This window comes from Pseudomonas marginalis (assembly GCF_900105325.1).
Taxonomy (GTDB): domain Bacteria; phylum Pseudomonadota; class Gammaproteobacteria; order Pseudomonadales; family Pseudomonadaceae; genus Aquipseudomonas; species Aquipseudomonas marginalis.
In genome coordinates this window covers 1,454,402-1,471,114 of record NZ_FNSU01000001.1, presented here as the reverse complement: position 1 = coordinate 1,471,114, position 16,713 = coordinate 1,454,402, and the positions used below count along the sequence as shown (strand labels likewise).

The window sequence follows — 16,713 nt, the reverse complement described above, 5'->3', positions numbered from 1 at the left end:
CCACCCAGACGTATCAGATTTCCTGGCACCGCGTGGTAATTGAAGTAACCACTCACCACCCGAGTGAGCCATTGCCCTTGAACCCGGATGGGTTCATGACGTCGGCGCTTCAGCTCATCCCGAATAGCCAGCAGCGTTGCACGCATTCGCTTCTTGACCGTCAGACGCAGTATTTGAAACCCACCGTTTCTGTTGGAACTACAGCAGTGTGTGAAGCCCAGGAAATCAAACGCCTCCGGTTTACCTAATCCTCGCTTCCTACGATTTCTCTTAGCAAAACGATCAAACTCAATTAGCCGTGTCTTCGAGGCATCGAGAGATAAACCGAACCTGCTGAGCTTGCCATTGCGTCCTGAAACCCACCTCGCTGTCGTCCGCGTATCGCACAACAATCACATCGCCACGGGCATGCCGCTGGCGCCACTGCCTTGCCCACGGATTCAGCACGTAGTGAAGATAGCTATTCGCCAACCATGGCGATATCACTACGCCTAGGGGAGCCCCTTGGTCGCAGTCACCTTACGGCCGTTCTCCATAACACCCGCTTGGAGCTATTTGCAGATAAGCCCGAGCAGGCGCCGGTCTGCAATCCGATGCCCCAGAAACATCAGCATTTATTCATGGTCGATCCCATCAAAGAACGACTTGATATCCACATCCAATGTCCAGTTCACCTTCTGGCCCTTGAGCGCGACCTTCAACGCATCCAGCGCATCGTGCTGGTTACGTCCCGGCCTTAACCCGTACGAGAAACCCAGAAAGTCTTCCTCATAGATCGCATTTAAAACGGTAACGACTGCCTGCTGTACGATCTTCTCCTCCAGAGAGGCAATGCCCAACGGGCGTTGCCTGCCATCGGCTTTGGGAATGTAACCCGCCGCGATGGCGTTGCCCGATAGGCTCCACTGTGGAGCCTCGCGTGCAAATCGGTTACCCGCTGGAGAAGACCTTCCTCATATTCTCACCACGACATACCGTGCACGCCCACCGCCGCATCGCGGCGAAGCGCATAAAAGTTCTGCGCCAATAATAGCGGGGGGATGTGGTGCAGCAATGCTGTGAACTGCAAGCCCTTGTTCCTTCGGGCGGCCTCACGTACACCTTCAAGTCCAATCGACGCGCTACTGATCCGGCTCAGTGTCCGGGACACGGGGGCGTTTCGGTGTTTCCCTTGGCTACATCCCTTTCCTCCACAATCTCCGCAGGGCCAGGCCCTTTGTTCGATGGCTTCTCAGGTACTACGGACGTATCCGACTTATCAACGACCTGAACAGCAGGGTTACGGCTTTTGGCCTTTCCTGCTCCGCCCGGTGCTTGCGCACTGGGCACCGCTGAGATCTCCCAGTTTCTGTGCGAAGGACTTCCCGACGGGCATGGGGTCTCCGGCCGCGCGGGATCAGAGCATGACTGGTGTATATCGCCATGCCCCGTATTGCCTTCTGCTTCGGATAACAGCATCGGCATCCCGGATTCCTGATTACGCGACTCGATGGCTGGCCCATCGGTTTCCCCTGTCAACGCTTCGCCCTGCACCTCACGGTGCAACATGCATGACTCGGGGTCTGGTTGATTCGCCATCTCTTACCAGTATAGAACTTTCATCGACTAACCTCCTCCAGCGCGCTCTCCCCGTCCGACCAAGTCATCTACCAGCCCTGCAAAGGCAATACATGGTATGTGCACTTAAATTTGATCTGACGTAAGGGGACGGAGAACACACCTTGCGGAGTCATATCATTTTTAAGCGGGCGCAATTACCCTTAACGTCAGGATCGCCATGGGCCAAAGTAGCTCTACCTGAAACCCTTTAGGGACCAAGTCTTCCAGGAGTGCGCGCAGGCCGGATTTTCCGTGGCGGCTATCGCAATTAGGCACGGGATCAAACCGAATTTCGTTCGCCGATGGATATCGCTTTATCGTGATAAGCAGGCCGTCGCGCTGCCGAATTTTATTCATACAGAATTCATGCCGGTCGAGCCAAACAAAAGAGTGGGGCGTCGGCGATCGTGAAGCTACCACTTGGCGAGCAATCGATCACCGTAAGTGGCTAACTTCAGACCCTGACGGATGCGCCCGCTTTGTCCGAGGGCTTGCTCTGTGATGCACATTGAGTCCTTCTCGATGGACATGCGAGCGGATGCAAAAACCGCACTGGCCAAAGTGATCGCGGTGTTCGGCGCGGCGAAGCTGCACTGTGCTTATCTACTTGCCAACCGCCGCGCCATACGCATGAAATGCCGGTGCATGACGGCTTCGGGATCTAGCGGGCGACTCGGAGTTTAGACCGAAGCTAGTAATGGGATGGTCACCCCTAACCCTGGGAGGGCTGCGCTTTCGCAGGGTATTTTTTATTTGGAGACCACCACCATGAGCGATTTGGATCTGGCCGCTATAGACTTCGGCAAACACACATTCCACCTGCACGGCCAGGACAATCTGGTCGAGAACTATTTCGCAAGAAGCTTTCACGACAGCAGATGATGCGGTTCTTCACCAACCTATCCGGTTGCCGTCGGGGTCTCTGATGTCAGCACGGTAATAATTCGGAGACTACTGAGGACGTAGCCCTGGTGCGCCTTCGTCTGATACGCCATTAGCCGCAGCGAAAGGGTGGAATTGTTAATCCACTGCTAGGTAGGTGGAATTTATGGATCGCATAAGGTTCATTGCGTCCTCGCGCTAGTACGAATATACCCCCACTCAAATCTAGCAAGTGTAGCAGGAAATAGCTTTCCAGGATTCATGGCTTTTTAATCTTGTGGTAGTCCTTCTCAATCTCGTTATATGTGGCAGATTACGCCTACTTGAATACACACCTGAATAAAATTTACCGTGGATTATTATATATGCCTACTAGATGGTTGTCCTCGTAGCAAAGTGGAACATAACTTTAGATTTCAATGCCATTTCCGACAGGGTAGAAGTCATATCTGACTGCTAAAAACACCCACAGGACTCACATTTTCGTAGTGAGCATGCTTACAACCATCATATCACTTAAACTTAAGGGAGTCGTTCGGGTGTTCAGAAAATCTTAGCGCGTAATATTTGCAAAAGAGATAATAGTTACTAAATCCACATGCATAAGCAATTTGTTTGAGCGACAAGCACAAGCTGGAATCGAAAATCATTTTCCTCGCGTTGACGAGTCTGACTTCACGTATGTAATTGTTGATAGTGGTATTTCTATATTTTTTAAATCCGACCTGCAACCCTCTGATACTCACGTTAGCCTGCAAAGCAAGGTCGGTGCTAGTCAGCGCCTCTGAATAGTGTGAGTTTATGTATTCTATAGTGCTCTTAATACAGTGCGGCGTTGGCACAAAGGCTGTATCAGGCGAACGAACTAGTTGAGAATAGTTGTTCTCTAAGTTGTATATCGCAAAACAAATGAGGCTTTCCTTAAGGTGGCGAAGAAATGGACCTTCCGCTATGGCGATGTTTTCTGATGCGGACAGCACTGTTTCGGCAAGATTAGTCAGAAAGCGACCAACCAAAACATCAGTATTATTATTTTTAAAAAATACTTTCGCTTTGGGTGCTTGACCAGTGAGAGATTTGAGGTATTGAAATATATCCTCATGCTGAATGAAAATTCTGATATAGCTGGCCTGCGCAGAAAACGTGGACAGTACAAGGTCTCTTTGGGGGCCTATCACGAAAACAGCGCCCTGTCGCGACTCGCATTTACCCTTTGGAGTACTCCACGATAGCCGTCCAGAATTAGGTACAGTGAGTAATACGCCATCAAATTCAGTTTTTTGTTCAAAAGCCCAACCTGAAAGACTCGTTGAACGACTGACACTAGTTTTCCCAATTTGGCACATTTTTGAAGAATAATCGAATCTGCCCGCAGTTCCGCGAAACACATCAATGTCACAGCGGAATTTACTAAAAAACTCGCTAACAGAATCTTCTGTAGATAGCTGACATGAAGAAAAGACGGTTTCGCTCATTATTGAGACCTCACAATTCTGATAAGCATGCCAATGTTATTAAATACAAATCCAAATGTTAACTAAACACTGACAAAAGGTATAAATAGGTCCCAAGCAACGGGAAAACCACGAAAGATTTTAACTTTGAGTGTTATTCATCACTGCGGCCGCGCACCATTACTGAGCGTTCACTTACACTTAGCCAAGACAATTCTCAGTTCAGTCATCGCGTCTTTGCTGCCAGTGTGCGGATGGATAACACTTCACCTAGGTCGGCCTCCTCCCGGGCCTTTAAGACTAACCTGCGCGGCTTGTTGAAAAGACGAAGAGCATAGAGGTTGAACACGACTACTGTATATCCAGCTCGATCAGCGCAGCCAAGTCATCAATTGACTTTCGGAAGCCGGCAAGCCTGGGGGTCACGATGACTATTTCAAATTTAGAGTCGGGTCGTATCATGGCATCGGGGGCTCCTAAGAGAATAGGGAGCACAGCATCGGCAATGACTGAAGCTGTAACAGCTGTTGTTTGCTGGAGCGTACCGTCACGCTTTTTTAATAATCACTTTAAGCTTTAGATGATATCGAGCTATCGATCTGGACAAACGCACCCTAGTTCGGGCTTTTTCATACAGGAATCTGGACGGGGTCACCTATTGCAACCGCACGAAGGATATTGATGTCTACTCTGGTGAAAAGCCCGTCCATCCTATTCATTTTTCCCATGCTAAAAAACACTGATCAAACAATGCCTCCACGTTATCAGTCGACATATTGATCTGAAAAGAAAAGATAAGCTGACAATCCAAAGAACACTGCAATAATGGCGAAAGTTGAAAGCCTCAACCGCCCCCTAACAGTCAACCCCGAATGCGTCATTTGAATGCTATCAGCCGTTAACTCTCCATTAATCCGTCAACAAACCTGAAATAATTAAACAGCATGACTCCTACTTTGTCGACGAGCGAAAGGCAATTTTTAAGCGAAAATGAACATTGTCACAAAAAATTCATATTGGAAATTGACGCCAATTAACCGTCAGCTTCGATACTCTTTGCCACGTATGAACGCAATGATATTCACGCATTCATCAAAAAACATATAACGCACCAAGCATGAGCACATCGACCCAAAATGAGACATTATTCGTCGCACAAACCGGTTTTAGCTCTGAAGAAAATAACCAACCAGTAATGAGCTAAAATTCAAATTTAAACTCCTCACTGTATAGGCACACCTTCAACTGAAACAGCAAAAAAAACCAACACATCTTCAGTTTTTAAACACACCTATCAAAATCGAACAATTAGCTGAAAATATGATCACTCAAAGCAAACCACTAAAGAGAATGATATCAGAGCTTTGGGGAATCTATATTGGCTCAAGCGGAAAGATTTAAGACCGCAGCTACCAATTTTAGATGCAAGTCCATATTCTATCTTTTAAAAGCATCAATCAGAAACTTAGCTTATCTCCTTTCATCAGGCGATTGCTTAAAAAGCAGATTGAAGAATTCAAAATCAAAAGGAGTAGGATACTCGCGCAAGGTTAAACAGCAATTCGTATTGAATACACAAGGCAATACTCACCCGAACAAAACGTTCTATCATTTCGTCGCCCCCCTTTTTCGTATGTAAGCCAAATTCTATTGCAATGCTATTATCATGCTCCTTACTTCACCAATCCCCTACGTACGGCTGCCATGCCTGTAGGGCAATCAGTGCTTATCGTATGCATCGGTGATCCCGATAGCTCGATGAGCATGCCTGAGTAAAGTTGACTCCGCGGACTGTATGAACTACGCGATGGAACTGGCGTCCGAGAGTACTTTATAAGTATTCGTGGGTCTGTGGCGCCGAGAGAACAGTTCGCCGCACCTCAGCAGTAGCAAAGCGGTCGCGCAATTGAGCTTGATTCAGTTTAGTATCGGACAGCTATCGTAGGTGCTATTAGTCAGAGGCGCCGAATTGTTTTCTATAGCCGGACGATCGTCCTGCTTGGGCTGCGGCTGGTGTAGCACGGCTCGGGTCAGAATGTTCAGATTCTAGTGATCCCGACGTATCGCTCTTAATTCTTCAAGACCATAAGCCGAACAATGCTAAAAACCGCTAAACATACCGAGGGGTCTTTCAGCTCTGCTCGATAAGTTAACCAGCCTGATACGTAAGGCGGATGGAGTCCACTCAATCTTTCTTAGCGCCAGCCTAATAAACAGAAGCAATTGGCTAATTAATTAGCAATAAACTAACCCCTCACTATATCCAATGCCACTTCGCTACCGACTAGCAGAATTTTGTTAACTTCACCCTTTATTTTCTAATGTGAAACTCTTATAAAATCGCAAATATTAGCGCTTATGAAACCATCTGCTTGCAGCACACACAAGAACCTTTAGCCAACGATCAGAACGAGTGATTATCTAATTCTCCCATTGGTTTGGATGTCATTTTTTCCGATGTTAATCGCTGAGCCGCCATGAACTCTTGAAGCAAGGATGGCTGGGTGATATGGCATGCCTCAGGCCCGGCTGGACATCGCAAACCGACAAGTCAAAACGCAGGAGCAACTGTATGAAAAAGTCCGACTGCTCTATGGCAAAGGCCTCGCCGCCAGCTATACGGTTCGCCAAACGGAGGGCGCACTGTCTCCCTGGATGCCGCCATGAACGCGCTCGATGTGATCCTTGGCACACCTCCAGGCACGCATCGAATGCAATTGGCGAGTCTGGGCACATTTTCTGGCGCCGCAATTAAATGACACGGGAACACCCGCCGATTTGCTGCGTTGCCAGCCGGATCTGATTGTAACTGATCGCCGGCTTACGGGCTCCAACGCACGCATCGGTGAGGCCACCGCCGAGTACTACCCGAAGCTTTCACTGAGCGCATTGCTCGGCAGTGCCAGAGACGTATCCGGTGGCAACCTGTTTATCGGCGGTGCCAGCCAGGCGGCAGGCGTCTTGGGCCTGCGCTGGAGGCTTTTCGACTTCGATCGCATAAGCGCGCAGATTGACTAGGCAGAGGGGCAAGAAGCCGATGCACTGGCCGGTTACCGACAATCTGTATTACGCGCCACGGAGGATGTCGAAAACGTCTTCTCCGCCCTGGTGAACCGGGAAGTTCAGGCAACCACCTCATCACAGGCGAGGACGCCCTGACACAGGCCCGCCAATCGTCGATCAGGGCCTCTGAAAAGGGTACAGCCAGCCTGATCGATGTACTGCATGCCGACAAGACCCTCCTGCGGTCTTTCGATGCTCGTGCGCAAGCTCGAACAGAATCAGCACCGGCGGCGGTCGCGGCATTTAGAGCGCTCGGCGGTGGCTGGCAAGCGCCTGAATCCCAGCCCGTGGCGACTCGCTGAGTCAGCCAAGCCTGGTTGCGCAGGGCGACTGGTGGCCTTTGGTCTTAGCACAGAGCAGCGAGTTGCCGAACCACACAACAGCAATACGTCGGAGAACATTCCTATGCAGTCGAGCAAGAATTCCTGGGTACTCATTACCGGCGCATCAAGCGGTTTCGGCAGAGAGTTTGCGCAACAATATACTGCAGAAGGGAGATAACTGATCCTAGTCGCGCGCAAGCTAAATGAGCTTGAAACGCTCGCTGATGAGTTACGCGCACATTACGACGTCGATGTGTTGGTGGTACAGGCGGACCTGTCATCCATTGATGTGATTATCGATCTGCATCGGGATCTGCGTGACCGCAACATTGCCGTCGACATACTGATCAACAACGCGGGCTATGGCCTACAGGGCGCATTTCTGGACGCCCCCCCTGGAAAGCTCCCTGGCTATGGTCGACTTGGATATCGCCAGTCTGAACGCTATAATTCACCTCTTTGCCGAGGATATGCGAGCCCGGCGGAAAAGGCATATTTTGATGGTTGCAGGTCTGCTGTCTTACCAAGGCGTTAAAAACTTTGCCGTTTTACTCCGCTGCCAAAGCTTATGTGCTGAGACTCTCCGATGCGCTTCATCGCGAACTCAAAGGTGACGGTGTCGTCGTCAACTCGCTTTGCCTAGGCATGTCTGACACAGGCTTTGAATTAAACGCCAAGCAAAAGATCACACCCCTCTTGCGCAGGGTGATGATGCAGCCCCAGCCCGTGGTACAAGCAGGAATCCGCGCACTGCAAGCGGGACGAATGAGCGTCGTGCGGGGTTTCGGCAACAAGGCCATCAGCGTCCTGACCTGGGCCACGCCTCGTCTGTTTCACCAGGGGCTTATGGAGCACGTGATGGGCGTCTGAATGCGTGATAAAACACCGCCTTTCACCATGGTAACCGTTGGGAACGCTCTAAACGACCGGAAGTAATGCGCGACTCCCGGCCCGTGTGTGGAACAGCAGCCAATCAGAACCGATAACTGACAGAGGCCCCAAGACCGCTCGCGCTGTTTTTATACTTAGAACTGTATCCACCCCTGGTCGCAGAGACATGATTTATCTGAACACTCTCTTCCCATAGATAAGAGTAGGCAACATCAATTGTGAAGTTGTTTGCGGGGGTCCAGCCCGCGCCGACGCTGAACACTTTCCGGTCGCCCGTAGGAATGCGCGGCCCTCGATCGGAGTTATTGGTGGGCGACTGATCGACCGAGAAGCCGGAACGAAGTACCCACTGATCATTTAACTTGTACGCCGCGCCGATCGCGTGAGCCCACGTATCATGCCAGTTCTGTTCTTCAGTGACGGAACCTAGCTGAGCATTCAACAAAGGAGGCAACCCTTTGGTCTCGCTGGTCAATTCCTTGAAGCGACTCCACCGCGTCCAGGTACTGCCTGCGTATAGGGTCCAGTCATCATCCAGTTGATGAGTCAACGACATGTCCACGGACTCTGGAGTATCCACTTCCAACGAAGCGTCATAGCTGCGACCACTTACCCCCAGCACGCTAAAGAGACCGTCAGTGACCTTGGTCTTGGCATCCAGGCGGTAGCTGACCTTGGAATGGTAAGTCATTCCCAGACGGGTCCGGTCTGTAGCCTGCACCAAAATACCGACGTTGAAACCCAGAGCCGTGTCATCCCCAGTGCTCTTGAGTTTGCCGTCATTGCGGCCGGGGCTCAGCGGATTGGGCACCATCCCGGACAGCTCACCACTGATGTGGTTGATGGTTGGACCAAACCCTATCGATACTTTTTCGTTAAAGGCATAGCTGACGGTGGGCTGAAACGTAAGGGTCGTAACTTCACTTTTGTTGGCATAGTATCGGCCAGCAAATCCGCTGCCGTAATCGGTCATCAGACCAAACGGCACATAGAACCCCACACCGAATGCCCAATGCTCATCAATAGGCTTGACGTAATACCCCATCGGGACCGTGGTCACCGGCACCATGTCGCCGTCTTCCTGACCACCGAATGTACTGCTCGTATGGCTTATATCGGACTTCGCGAACAGCGTCGCGCCCCCCACGCTGACCTGCTCGCTTTTCAAGCGCGCCATACCCGCCGGGTTACCGAAGACTGTGGTCGCATCCTCAGCAGAAGAAGAACGACCAGCAAAACCGGAGCCCATCCCGCTAATGCTTTGTTCGTTGAGTGCAAAACCGCTCGCCAGCACATTAGAAGAAGCAAGCACGACAGCCAGTCCAAGTGGACGTTTGAGCAAGATTTTTTTCATTATTAGAACTCTTCGTGATCACCGGAACGAACCGGTTAGCAGTAGTTTTGTTGTGAGTTTCAGTTCGTTTGCCTCACGCAAAAAGGCCACAGTCTGGCGCCCTCAAACAACCCGGCGATCGCCGCGAAAGTAACACAGCAGCGCTGAATGATGGCAATGCAGACAAAACTGAGGCGCATATTTAGTCATGTGACCATTTATGTCAACGGTCACAACCCAGGCAAAAACGTGTACGCCACTGCTCGATGCAATGGCTGGAACTGAAAAGGTATTTTTTCGACGCTCACGCGAAGGCCGCGCAGAAAGCGCAGCCTGGAATCACGGCATGAGGCTGCGCAATATCAGGTTTGAGGTGAGCGTGGGTGCTGTCTCAACGAAGTCAAGACTGTATTGCAGCAGCAAAGGGTTGACGAAAGGCCGCAACGCAAAATGGATGGAATCTACCGTCTCGTCCAATGGAGTCTTGCGTTCAAATTCGCCGCTCTCCCGCCCATCACGCACGATCTGCAATACGAAGCGTTTAATCTGTGCGTCGTAGACCTGTGAACTAGGCCAGCTCTCCGACGCCGAAAATGCGGCGATATCATAGAGTTTTCGGTCATTGAAGAACAGGTCGACACCTTTGGAGATCAGGGTTCTGACCAGACGTCGAAACCGCTCGGTTGACGAAATATTCTCGACATTAATGGCCTTTTCAACAGCCGCAACAATTTCCGCCAGGCAATTCGCGCATATGGCTTCACCAATCGCCTGCTTGGAATCAAAGAATTTGTAGATGTAAGCCTTGGAAAATCCGATGGCCTTGGCCAGGTCGGAAACCGTGGTTTTGCTGTAACCATACTGGCTGAAATGCTCGTTGGCCGCCGCGACAATCTGATCTCGAATGTCATGATCGGCTGGGCCACGAACGCCGGGCGAGGAGACTGATGGCTGGCTCATACATGTAGCTTACGCATCCCCGTCAAGGTTGACAACTTATGACCCGATTGTAATATAGTCACACACCTCTGAACTACAGATGCTGTGTAGCTATGTCGGATGAAATGCTGGCTGCGCTCTTCATCTGCATTCCTCAACACAGTAGCTTATGCGGTTCATCCCGCTTTGCGGTCTTAACTGGCCGTTTTTTTTTACACCCTGTGCTTAGATCCGACGACGACACGAATTGACTCGGGCAGAAGGTCAAATACGTTGACCTGAAACGGGATCAGCTGATACCTGAAGGGGAGTCTCGCCTAGGGCGATGATCGCGCGTCATATCGACCCACTCTCGAGCTTACGAACGCGTAGATGCCAAGAGATCGCAAGCCAGGCTCTTCGCGTCAGACGCAAGCTTCTATGCAAACGTTTCACGACGAGACTTAGATCAATGAACGTAGACAGGACTCGATGACTTATAAGCCCCTAAAGACATACAGGACAGCAACCGCACGGAAGCCTAAGTCATTGTATCAGGCATTAGACGGTACCTAGCGGGTCTGCCCTTTAACAGAAGGCCACCGCTATGTATGCACCTAACGATTTTAGGGCCACTGAAAAACTGTTCTACAGGCCCATTGAAGCGGCAATACGCTGGAGTGATTTAACTGCTCATGAGTCTCTGATTCTTGAATCTGCATGGAGCAATCCCGATCGCCTAAGCAACGAGTTTCCGCAGTGGCCGTGCTTGCACGCGACCTTCTGGAAGATTCTGGATGCCATTCGAAATCGTGAAATTCCGTACGGAGCATTGGGGGTTACCGTGACTCCAGGCACTCCTGTAGATATCAGGCTACTGACCATCCGACATTCAGATTTAAGACGCTGGATGTTTATGTACCATCCTGATCAACGACCATCTTTTCTTTTCGGCCCGCCCGTACTTAGTCAGGAAACTATTCCCGACAACACGTATTTGATCTTACAAGCCGATCGAGACGCGTTACAGGTACAGCTAAAAGCTACCGAAGCGAAACTCCAAACTCTGACTGACGAGTTAAAGGCTGCAGGACTGGAGCGCGAGAACCTGCGCGAGCTCGCTGAGAATAGGATCCACCTAAGCGACGACAGCAAAGAGACTTTTATTAACATTATCGGCGCGCTGGTCGAAACCATATTGGGCTCGACAAACTCCGGCAGAAAACACTCTATTTTCGACAGTCAGGCGTCTATTGTCGACTCGATCATCGCGCACTACGACGGAGTGAAGGGGCTGAGCAAGCGCACACTGGACGGAAAATTTGCGGCCGGCAGACGCAACCTTGCGAAGGTAAAAAAGTGAGACCTTGCGCGGCAATCACTCCAGTTGCAGTGCAATGACTTCTCTCGCTTTCTGGTATTGAATCCAGGTCACTTCCCACCCGATGCCATACGGCGCCAGGAGTGACCACAATGCTCAATCAATCCTTCTCTACCGCTGATGCACCTAACCCCAAGGTCGAGCGCCATATCATGCGCCGTGAAGAGGTAGAGCGAAAAACCGGTTTCAAACGGTCGCACATCTACAACCTGATGAAGGAAGGTAGATTTCCTCGAGCCAAGCGCATTGGGCAGCGGGCGGTTGGCTGGGATTCACTGGAGATAGAGCAGTGGGTCATTGAACAGTTGGACCAGCAGGCCTGATGCCATGCGTATAGTCTCGGTGGTTTCCACCAAAGGTGGAGTAGGCAAAACAACAGTAGCTGCCAATCTCGGCGGTCTGCTGGCGGATGCGGGCTTACGCGTCCTGCTACTCGACCTCGATAGCCAACCCACCCTCTCCAGCTACTACGCATTGAATCACAAAGCGATAGCAGGTGCGTACGAGTTTATCGCACTCAATCTGACAGCTCCTGAACAGATCATTTCCAGGACAATGGTCACAGGTCTCGACTTGATTATCTCCAATGACGATCAAGGCCGACTGAACACATTGCTTCTGCATGCACCAGACGGGCGACTGCGGCTGCGGAATTTGCTCGGCAATTTCCGCGTTGGGTACGATCTGCTTTTGATCGATACACAAGGCGCACGCAGCGCACTACTGGAGATGGCTGCGCTGGTCTCAGACGTTGCACTCTCGCCCATCACCCCGGAAATGCTCGCCGCCCGCGAACTGCATCGCGGCACCCTTAAGCTGCTGAGTGAGCTAGAACCGTTTCGTCACTTGGGCATAACAACGCCCCCGTTGCGACTGCTACTTAACCAAGTGAACGCACGGTGGAAAGATACTCGAATGATCATTCGGGGTCTGCGCGAAACCTTCATCAAAACGCCCGACATATCAATCCTAGATACCGTAATTCCAGACCGGGTAGCGTACCTCAACGCTGCGTCTCTTGGACTTCCAGTACACAGAATTGAGAGTCACCAGTCACTCGAACGACGTTCGCCATCAACGCTTGAAACCATGCAAGCGTTGGCCGCCGAGTTGTTCCCGGAATGGCGTTCGGCAATCTACACGGTAAATAGAGTCTCGGTGATTAAATGAGGCGACTCGTCGTGCGAGTGTTCTCGATAGCTGTTTAGGTTAATCGATTTTGATGCCAGCGGTATCTGGCGAGGAGTATTTGATGCTGGATCATTTTCCCATCTACGTTCATCCGTCCACTCAACCGCACCAGCCATCTTGCGAGGAGTACTGCACGGTGGTCTTTCGACTGCAAGGCGGGCGATCAGCCATGGGTTGGTTCGTCGCGGAACTGTCTCGTTATTTCGAAGATTCGGGCACTGCCGAGATCGTCAAGTTCGAGGTTGGTGACCATTTGCGCCCCCGGCGTTAACTGAGGTTGCTCCAATGAAGACGCTCACTCAGGAGCAGATCACCGAAAAACTACACCAGGATCATTTCCCTCGCGGCCCAGAACTGGAGCAGTTGTCCGATCCAGTCACTGATACGCCTATGCTGGTCACTCTGGAGCAGTTGCGCCCCTACGAACACAACCCACGTTTCATCCGTAATCCGCTGTATGACGATATCAAGGCTTCGATCCGTGAACGCGGGCTGGATCAACCGCCACCAATTACTCGCCGTCCGGGTGAAACCTATTTCATCATCCGCAACGGCGGTAACACGCGCTTGGCGATTCTCGGCGAGCTGTGGCAGGAAACTCGCGACGAGCGCTTCTTTCGCGTTCATTGCCTGTTCCGACCCTGGACCGACGAAGTCAGCGCCCTACTCGGCCATCTTGCCGAAAGCGATTTGCACGGCCAGCTCACCTTCATCGAACGTGCTCTGGCAGTGACCAAACTCAAGACCATGCTCGAATCAGATGGAGCAACACTCTCGCAACGTGAGCTGGCACGACGTCTTGCTGCTGGAGGCTATCCGATTTCCCAGTCGCATATCAGCCGGATGCTTGACACCCTCGAACACCTACTGCCCGCCATTCCACAAACTCTGTATGCAGGGTTGGGAAAACCAAAAATTGAACGTCTGATTGGTCTGCGTAGCCAGGCGGAACGAACCTGGAATCGTTACCCAACCGACGCCATCGCTTTTCCCGAGTTTTGGCTCGACACCCTAGGGCAATTCGATGCCGACCCAGAGTCCTTCGATCTTGAGCAAATCCAGGATGAACTGCTCGAACGCATGAGTCGCTTACTCGGACAGTCCTACCGCATGCTGGCCCTGGAGCTTGGCGATACCCAACGGGCTATTCGGACGTCCGGCGTGGTCGTCACGCCATCAGAGAACAACCCTCTGCCGAGCATCGATGAGACCGCGGCCGAGCCTCACGCCACCGAGCCGCGTTCCAAATCACCTGAAACCAGCACGATGACCGAAACAGAGCGAGAGGAGCAGCTCACGCTGCCCGAACCGGATGTGGTATCAGCCGTTAGCCCTCCGTCACGTGTTCAGCAGATCCGCGAACAGATTGATCGCGCCACTGCTTCCGAACCAGCACAAGCCGTCGAAACCTGCCTAACCGACGACATCTGGATCATCGCACCAACACTAGATATCCCCGAACAACTGCGTTTAGCCATCGCCGGCCTGGCTCGGGAAATGGCGGCCTATGCCGGACAGCCCGAGAGCATCATCGACCAGAAGCATGGCTTGGGCTTCACCCTGAACATCGAGCAACTTAATCTTGCTGCGCCTCGTGCGGCCGGCGTTCACCTGATGCTCCTTGCCTTACTGCGCGCTCAAGACGGCGTGAGTTGGGAGGATCGCAAGCAACTGCCCTCCGCTCTGTTCGGGCAACTGCTATTGGGGGTCTATCAGCTCCCGCTAGCAGATCGTCCCGCCGTGGACGTAGGACTGGAACGACTGCCCGACTATCTGTTAATCAAACTGTATCGCCTCATTCGCTTAGCCCGGCGCCTGATCGACTTAACGCTTACCCATGAAGACGATTCACTAAGGGAGCTGCCATGAACCTGTCCTTCAATGTGCTCAACCAGGCCATGCTGACCCAGGTCCTTCACGAGTTGCGCCTGGGTAATCTGCAACGCTGCAAAGCACTCGGACTGGGCGAAGAAGACATCTACCTGTTGCAATCCTTACCGCCGACCACACTGTCACGCCTGGCCCATGCGACCGTGCCCTGGGTTGAGGTCAAGATTGATTCGCCGGTGTTGCATCGGTTGATCGACCAAGCCGAACGTGATGAACAGAACGAGCGCCTGATCAACCGAGCGCTCAAGCTCGGTGCCAGCAGTACCATCATGTATCAGTATTTCGGCTTGGCGCATTCGGAAACCGCCTTGCGTCGACGTCTGCTCAAGATAGAAACCCGTAAGGGCCGTCCTCAGAACTTGAGCGAAGCGCAAGAACATGCGCTCTGGCAGCGTTGGTGCCAACTACGCGCTGAGGACGGTGCTGAGGATCAGCTCGACGCCATGATGATGTTGGCAGAGGAGCAACAGATCAGCTTGACCATCGTTTGGCAGCAGATCGACCATTACAGCAACGGAACATGAACACTTCCCGTTCCAGTCGCTGGCAGCGTGTTCTGCAGCAATGCACCCAACAACTAAGTGAACGTTGGCCCGCACGCCCCACCACTGAACCTCCTTCCAACCAGGCCCTGCAGGCGGGCTTTTTGTTCAGTGGCCAATCTCACGAAGTCGTGCCGCGTCGGCTGCTGCTGGATAGTCGGCTAACGCCCTTGGAACGGAATGCCTGGCAAGTATTCCGACTCATGCTGCAAGGCCAAGGCGTGGTCACACCGCGTTATGAGGATTTACAGCCTTATCTGTCGAGCGTGCCCTACGGTACGTCAGCCTCCCGTGAGACCATCGCTCGCGTCTTGACGATGCTCAGGCTGACGCGCTGGCTCAGTTTGGTGAGTCGTGGTCGCGATCAGCTTAGCGGGCGCCTACAAGGCTCTCTGTACGTCCTGCACGATGAACCGTTAACGCCCGCCGAAGCCATGGAGCTGGATCAGGATTATCTGGAGCTGGTCGGACATGCCCTCTCTCATGCAACCAAGGCGGTGCGAATTGTTGCTCAGAATGTTTTGGATGAAATTCGTCAGGACACCGATATCGATTTGGGTCAACTCCCCACCCGGCTCGACAGTTGGAGCGACCATTGGACAAAACAAGGATTGGATAAGGCGCCGAATGAAGCGTTACACGATTCCGAACTGGGTGGCGACTACCCCGTTCGGAATCGTGTGGAACCTCGTTCGGTTTCCGAACCGGGTCCGAACGCCCATGTTTCCGGCACCGTTCGGAATCCGAATGCCGCCTGTACTGTATTAAACGAAAGTAGTTGTACTGTACCGCGCGCGACCCCAGCAGTGGATAACCTGCACTGGCCCGATCCGCTGCACCTGAGTCCGAGCGAGCGGCAGGCCGTCACCGTGACGCTGAACAAGCTGAAACCAGCGGATCGGCAGGCGGTGCTCAACGAAGCGGCCGCACGGTGTGCGGCAGGCAGCGTCCGTAAACCGGCGGCGTATCTGATGGGCCTGATCCAGCGGGCGCTGAAAGGCGATTTCCGCCCTTGGGCAGGTCAGGCTGAATCGTTACCCATTGCAGAATCGCCACCCGCTCCCCCGCGCCAGCTTAGGAAAAAGGGCGAACCTGCCTCTGCCCTCGCCCAAGCGTGCCTGGATGAACTGCGCCAGCTGCGCAGCAAACGCTCTGGACGTCAGTAGATTTGATGCCACTGGCATCACTGTCGAGCGCGTCGGAAATTAATCGTCTCGAACCAAATCGAACACACCGCATTCAGCTT

13 protein-coding genes and 3 pseudogenes are annotated in these 16,713 nt (G+C 52.3%); 11 read left to right on the top strand and 5 right to left on the bottom strand.

Annotation, left to right across the window (positions count from 1 at the left end):
• Positions 1-288 precede the first annotated feature (288 nt).
• On the bottom strand, positions 289-447 hold the full coding sequence (locus BLW22_RS35830; RefSeq protein ID WP_413038058.1) for a hypothetical protein: 159 nt from the start codon (positions 445-447) through the stop codon (positions 289-291).
• A 167-nt stretch (positions 448-614) separates the two neighbouring features.
• Positions 615-839: a reverse transcriptase domain-containing protein gene (locus BLW22_RS35825; RefSeq protein ID WP_346428880.1), complete on the bottom strand. Its 225-nt coding sequence runs from the start codon at positions 837-839 to the stop codon at positions 615-617.
• Between the two features lie 958 nt (positions 840-1,797).
• Here BLW22_RS35825 and BLW22_RS35820 point away from each other — a divergent pair.
• Complete coding sequence (locus tag BLW22_RS35820) at positions 1,798-2,010, top strand: helix-turn-helix domain-containing protein (protein WP_083381328.1); 213 nt, start codon at positions 1,798-1,800, stop codon at positions 2,008-2,010.
• A 357-nt stretch (positions 2,011-2,367) separates the two neighbouring features.
• Positions 2,368-2,510: pseudogene (locus BLW22_RS34315) on the top strand (IS110 family transposase); the annotation flags it as partial.
• Positions 2,511-2,993: 483 nt separating this feature from the next.
• On the opposite strand, the gene BLW22_RS07175 reads toward BLW22_RS34315, so the two are convergent.
• Entirely contained in the window at positions 2,994-3,956 is a 963-nt protein-coding gene (locus BLW22_RS07175; RefSeq protein ID WP_083381327.1) for a helix-turn-helix transcriptional regulator, read from the bottom strand.
• Positions 3,957-6,455: 2,499 nt separating this feature from the next.
• Between BLW22_RS07175 and BLW22_RS07170 the strand changes: the two are divergent.
• Both BLW22_RS07170 and BLW22_RS07165 read left to right on the top strand, forming a co-directional pair.
• A pseudogene (locus BLW22_RS07170) lies at positions 6,456-7,300 on the top strand (TolC family protein); the annotation flags it as partial.
• Between the two features lie 103 nt (positions 7,301-7,403).
• Positions 7,404-8,191, top strand: a pseudogene (locus tag BLW22_RS07165) (SDR family NAD(P)-dependent oxidoreductase).
• Positions 8,192-8,294: 103 nt separating this feature from the next.
• Here the strand turns inward: BLW22_RS07165 and BLW22_RS07160 are convergent.
• Positions 8,295-9,566: an OmpP1/FadL family transporter gene (locus BLW22_RS07160; protein WP_074845001.1), complete on the bottom strand. Its 1,272-nt coding sequence runs from the start codon at positions 9,564-9,566 to the stop codon at positions 8,295-8,297.
• Between the two features lie 318 nt (positions 9,567-9,884).
• Positions 9,885-10,505 carry a TetR/AcrR family transcriptional regulator gene (locus tag BLW22_RS07155; RefSeq protein ID WP_074844998.1) on the bottom strand — a complete coding sequence of 207 codons (621 nt, stop codon included), beginning with the start codon at positions 10,503-10,505 and terminating at the stop codon, positions 9,885-9,887.
• Positions 10,506-11,070: 565 nt separating this feature from the next.
• Here BLW22_RS07155 and BLW22_RS07150 point away from each other — a divergent pair.
• The 7 genes from BLW22_RS07150 to BLW22_RS07120 all read left to right on the top strand — a co-directional run bounded on the left by BLW22_RS07150 (position 11,071) and on the right by BLW22_RS07120 (position 16,633).
• On the top strand, positions 11,071-11,826 hold the full coding sequence (locus tag BLW22_RS07150) for a hypothetical protein (RefSeq protein ID WP_074844995.1): 756 nt from the start codon (positions 11,071-11,073) through the stop codon (positions 11,824-11,826).
• 110 nt (positions 11,827-11,936) lie between these two features.
• Positions 11,937-12,167 (top strand): AlpA family transcriptional regulator, encoded by a 231-nt coding sequence (locus tag BLW22_RS07145; RefSeq protein WP_074844992.1) that lies wholly within the window; start codon positions 11,937-11,939, stop codon positions 12,165-12,167.
• Positions 12,168-12,171: 4 nt separating this feature from the next.
• Complete coding sequence (locus BLW22_RS07140) at positions 12,172-13,014, top strand: ParA family protein (RefSeq protein WP_074844990.1); 843 nt, start codon at positions 12,172-12,174, stop codon at positions 13,012-13,014.
• An 82-nt stretch (positions 13,015-13,096) separates the two neighbouring features.
• On the top strand, positions 13,097-13,306 hold the full coding sequence (locus tag BLW22_RS07135; RefSeq protein ID WP_074844988.1) for a hypothetical protein: 210 nt from the start codon (positions 13,097-13,099) through the stop codon (positions 13,304-13,306).
• A 14-nt stretch (positions 13,307-13,320) separates the two neighbouring features.
• A complete protein-coding gene (locus BLW22_RS07130) occupies positions 13,321-14,904 on the top strand; it encodes a ParB family protein (RefSeq protein WP_074844985.1) in 1,584 nt (527 codons plus the stop codon).
• Positions 14,901-15,449, top strand: a complete 549-nt coding sequence (locus tag BLW22_RS07125) for a DUF2857 domain-containing protein (RefSeq protein WP_068934431.1) — start codon at positions 14,901-14,903, stop codon at positions 15,447-15,449. The genes BLW22_RS07130 and BLW22_RS07125 overlap by 4 nt, the downstream gene beginning before the upstream one ends.
• Positions 15,446-16,633, top strand: coding sequence for an STY4528 family pathogenicity island replication protein (locus tag BLW22_RS07120; RefSeq protein ID WP_074844983.1), 1,188 nt, complete (start codon positions 15,446-15,448; stop codon positions 16,631-16,633). The genes BLW22_RS07125 and BLW22_RS07120 overlap by 4 nt, the downstream gene beginning before the upstream one ends.
• Positions 16,634-16,713 lie beyond the last annotated feature (80 nt).

Coding starts and splice junctions, on each gene's coding strand:
- BLW22_RS07175 (WP_083381327.1), bottom strand. CDS start 3,956: ATGAGCGAAACCGTCTTTTCTTCATGTCAGCTATCTACAGAAGATTCT.
- BLW22_RS07155 (WP_074844998.1), bottom strand. CDS start 10,505: ATGAGCCAGCCATCAGTCTCCTCGCCCGGCGTTCGTGGCCCAGCCGAT.
- BLW22_RS07140 (WP_074844990.1), top strand. CDS start 12,172: ATGCGTATAGTCTCGGTGGTTTCCACCAAAGGTGGAGTAGGCAAAACA.
- BLW22_RS07130 (WP_074844985.1), top strand. CDS start 13,321: ATGAAGACGCTCACTCAGGAGCAGATCACCGAAAAACTACACCAGGAT.
- BLW22_RS07135 (WP_074844988.1), top strand. CDS start 13,097: ATGCTGGATCATTTTCCCATCTACGTTCATCCGTCCACTCAACCGCAC.
- BLW22_RS07145 (WP_074844992.1), top strand. CDS start 11,937: ATGCTCAATCAATCCTTCTCTACCGCTGATGCACCTAACCCCAAGGTC.
- BLW22_RS07150 (WP_074844995.1), top strand. CDS start 11,071: ATGTATGCACCTAACGATTTTAGGGCCACTGAAAAACTGTTCTACAGG.
- BLW22_RS07125 (WP_068934431.1), top strand. CDS start 14,901: ATGAACCTGTCCTTCAATGTGCTCAACCAGGCCATGCTGACCCAGGTC.
- BLW22_RS07160 (WP_074845001.1), bottom strand. CDS start 9,566: ATGAAAAAAATCTTGCTCAAACGTCCACTTGGACTGGCTGTCGTGCTT.
- BLW22_RS07120 (WP_074844983.1), top strand. CDS start 15,446: ATGAACACTTCCCGTTCCAGTCGCTGGCAGCGTGTTCTGCAGCAATGC.